This is a genomic window from Streptomyces avidinii, from assembly GCF_014650695.1.
Lineage (GTDB): Bacteria > Actinomycetota > Actinomycetes > Streptomycetales > Streptomycetaceae > Streptomyces > Streptomyces avidinii.
The window spans coordinates 1-3,650 of record NZ_BMVL01000044.1; the positions used below are offsets into that span (position 1 = coordinate 1).

Below are 3,650 nucleotides of genomic sequence, written 5' to 3' on the forward strand. Positions count from 1 at the left end.
ACGAATCCCACAACTCCCGGCCCATACCGACCCACTGCGAACCCTGACCCGGGAACACGAACACCACCCGGTCGCCTCCCGTCGCCGCGCCCGACGCCGCACGGGCGCCGGATTCACCGGCGGCGACCGTGTGCAGGCCCTCGGTGAGGTCGATCAGGGAACCGCCCAGCACCACGGCCCGGTGGTCCAGGCGGGCTCGGGTCGTCACCAGGGCATGTGCCACATCGGTGATGGCGAGTTCCGGCTCCCGCTCGGCGAGGGCGGCCAGTCGTCCGGCCTGGCCGCGCAGTGCGGCGGAGGAACGGCCCGAGAAGACCCAGGGCACGACGGGCGACACGAAGGCAGGTGCCGCAGGAGCCTCGACGGCGGCCGGCTCCGCCGGCTCCTCCTCGGGAGCCTGCTCCAGGATGACGTGCGCGTTGGTACCGCTGACACCGAACGACGACACACCCGCACGACGCGGACGGCCCATCTCCGGCCACGGACGTTCCTCGGTGAGGAGCTCCACCGCACCCGCGGACCAGTCCACCTTCGGGGTGGGCGCATCCACGTTGAGGGTCTTGGGCAGCAGTCCTTCGCGCAGGGCGAGCACGGACTTGATCACGCCGGCCACACCTGCGGCGGCGCCCGTGTGACCGATGTTGGTCTTGACGGAGCCCAGCCACAGGGGCTGGTCGGCAGGGCGGTCCTGGCCGTAGGTGGCCAGCAGCGCCTGGGCCTCGATCGGGTCGCCGAGCGTGGTGCCCGTACCGTGCGCCTCCACCATGTCCACGTCTGCCGTGGACAGTCCGGCGTTGGCCAGGGCCTGCCGGATCACCCGCTGCTGCGAAGGACCGTTCGGGGCACTCAGACCGTTCGAAGCACCGTCCTGGTTGATCGCACTGCCCTGGATGACCGCAAGGACCTCGTGACCGTTGCGGCGCGCGTCGGAAAGGCGTTCCAGCACGATCATGCCGACGCCCTCGCCCCAGCCGATGCCGTCGGCCGCGGCCGCGAAGGCCTTCGTACGCCCGTCCACGGACATGCCGCCGAGCGTGTCGAACTCGGCGAAGGCACCCGGCGTCGCCATCAGGCCGACGCCACCGGTCAGTGCCAGGTCGCATTCCCCGGTACGCAGGGACTGCGCGGCGAGGTGCAGGGCGACCAGCGAGGAGGAGCAGGCCGTGTCCACGCTGACGGCGGGGCCTTCGAGCCCGAGGACGTACGACACCCGGCCGGACATCACACTGCCGGACGAACCGGTGACGGCGTACCCCTGGCTGGCCGGGGAGTTCATCAGCAGCGCGCCGTACTCCACCGCCGTACCGCCGACGAAGACACCCGTGTCGGAGCCGCGCAGGGACAGCGGATCGATTCCGGTCCGCTCGATGGCCTCCCACGAGGTCTCCAGCAGCAGCCGCTGCTGGGGGTCCATCGCGGCCGCCTCGCGCGGCGAGATCCCGAAGAACGCGGCGTCGAAGTCCCCTGCCTCGTGCAGGAATCCGGAGGGACGGACGCTGCTGATGTTCCAGCGGTCCCAGCCCCGGTAGGAGGGGAACTCGGACATGCCCTCCCGGTGTTCGACGACCACGCGCCACAGGTCTTCCGGGGAGGCGACCCCGCCCGCGTAGCGGCAGGCCATGCCGACGATCGCGAGGGGTTCGTCCGTGGTGGCCGCCCGCACCGCGGCCGACGAGGGCGCGAGTTCCGTGCCGGTACCGAGCAGTTCAGCCAGGAGGTGGGCCGCCAGCTGCTGCGGGTTGGGGTAGTCGAAGACGAGGGTCGCCGGAAGCTTCAGGCCGGTGGCAGCGGTAAGGAGGTTGCGCAGCTCCATCGCGGTCAGCGAGTCGAAACCGAGGTCCTTGAACGGCTTCTCCGGGGTGATCTCCGCCGTGGAGGAGTGCGCCAGGATCCGGGCGACCTCGCGGCGTACCAGGTCCAGCAGGACGGAGACCTGCTCGGTCCGGCTGAGTTCGGCCAGCTCCGCGCGCAGGGCCGAGCCGACCGTGTCATCGGCGGAGGGGGCGGCGGACTCCTCGTTCAGGATGCGGGCGACTTCGGGGATGTCCTCGATGAGCGGGCGTCGGCGGGCCATGGTGTAGCCCGGGGTGAAACGCTCCCAGTCCATGTCCGTGACGGTCAGAGCGGTCTCGTCCTGTTCGATGGCCTGCCGCAGCGCCTCGATGGCCAGGGCCGGGTCCATCGCCCGGACGCCGCGCCGCGACAGCTGCTCGGCGGTGCCGTCGGTGGCCATGCCGGTGGCCTTCCAGCCGCCCCAGGAGACGGAGGTCGCGGTCAGACCGCGGGCCCGGCGCTGGCGGGCCAGACCGTCCAGGTAGGCGTTGGAGGCGGCGTACCCGCCGTTGCCGGCGCTGCCCCAGACGGCGGCACCGGAGGAGAACAGGACGAACGCATCCAGGTCGATGCCGAGTTCGGCGGTCAGGGCGTCCAGGTGCCGCGCACCGAGGGTCTTGGCCGCCATCTGGGCTTCCAGATCGGCGAGTTCCAGTTCCCCGACGGTTCCGTAGCTGGCCACTCCTGCGGTGTGGAAGACGGCGGTGAGGGGGTGTTCGGCGGGAACGGCCTCGATGATCGCGGCGAGCGCGTCGCGGTCGGTGACGTCACACGCCACGACCGACACCTCGGCGCCCAGGCCACGCAGTTCCGCCGCCAGCTCGGCGGCGCCTTCGGCCGCCTCACCACGACGGCTCAGCAGCAGGAGGTGCTCCGCACCGTCCTTCGCCAACCAACGCGCCAAATGGGCACCGATACCACCGGTACCACCCGTGACCAGGACCGTGCCCCGAGGGTTCCAGTCCCGCACCACATCCGGGTTCGCCCCGAGAGGCGCACGGACCAGACGACGGGCGTACGCACCCGACGACCGGACCGCGACCTGGTCCTCACCCTCGCCCGCGGCAAGAACACCCGTGAACCCGGCGGCCACCCGCTCGTCCCACACCTCGGGAACGTCGACCAGACCACCCCAGACACCGGGCTGCTCCAGACCCACGATCTGACCCAGCGCCCACACCTGCGTCTGCGCCGGCCGGACCACATCATCCGCACCCACCGCCGCGGCACCCCGCGTCAGCACCCACAGGGGCGCCTCCAGCCCGGCGGTCGCGAGAGCCTGGACCAGCGTCACCGTGGCCGACGTACCCGCTTCCTCGTCCCAGCCGAGGAGGGACACCACGCCCGCCACGTCCGGGGATCCGGAGAGTCGTGCGGCCAACGCCTCACGATCGAGACCGGAAGCGATCGCAACGGAGGTCACTTCGGCACCCGCTGCTACGAGGGCATCGCGGACCTCCTCGGTCGGCGCCCCGGTACCGGACGTGACCAGCAGCCACGTCCCGTTCAGACGACCGGACGAGGGCACGGTCACCGAACGCCACACCGTGCGGTATCGCCACGAGTCGAGGGTCGACTGCTCCTGGCGGCCCTTGCGCCACGCCGACAGCGCGGAGAGTACCGGCGCCCAGGCGTCCGCATCCGGGCCGGCGACCAGTTCGGCGATGCTTGCGGCATCCGCGCGCTCGACCGCACCCCAGAACGCCGCGTCCACGGGGTCGACCGCACCGTCCGCGGTCGGTGCCACGGCGTCTTCCAGCCAGTAGCGCTGGTGCTGGAAGGCGTAGGTCGGAAGGGACACCCGGTTGCCCGCGGTG

1 pseudogene is annotated in these 3,650 nt (G+C 71.6%); it reads right to left on the bottom strand.

The features are described from left to right. Positions 1–3,634: pseudogene (locus tag IE257_RS37605) on the bottom strand (SDR family NAD(P)-dependent oxidoreductase); the annotation flags it as partial. Between the last annotated feature and the right edge of the window lie 16 nt (positions 3,635–3,650).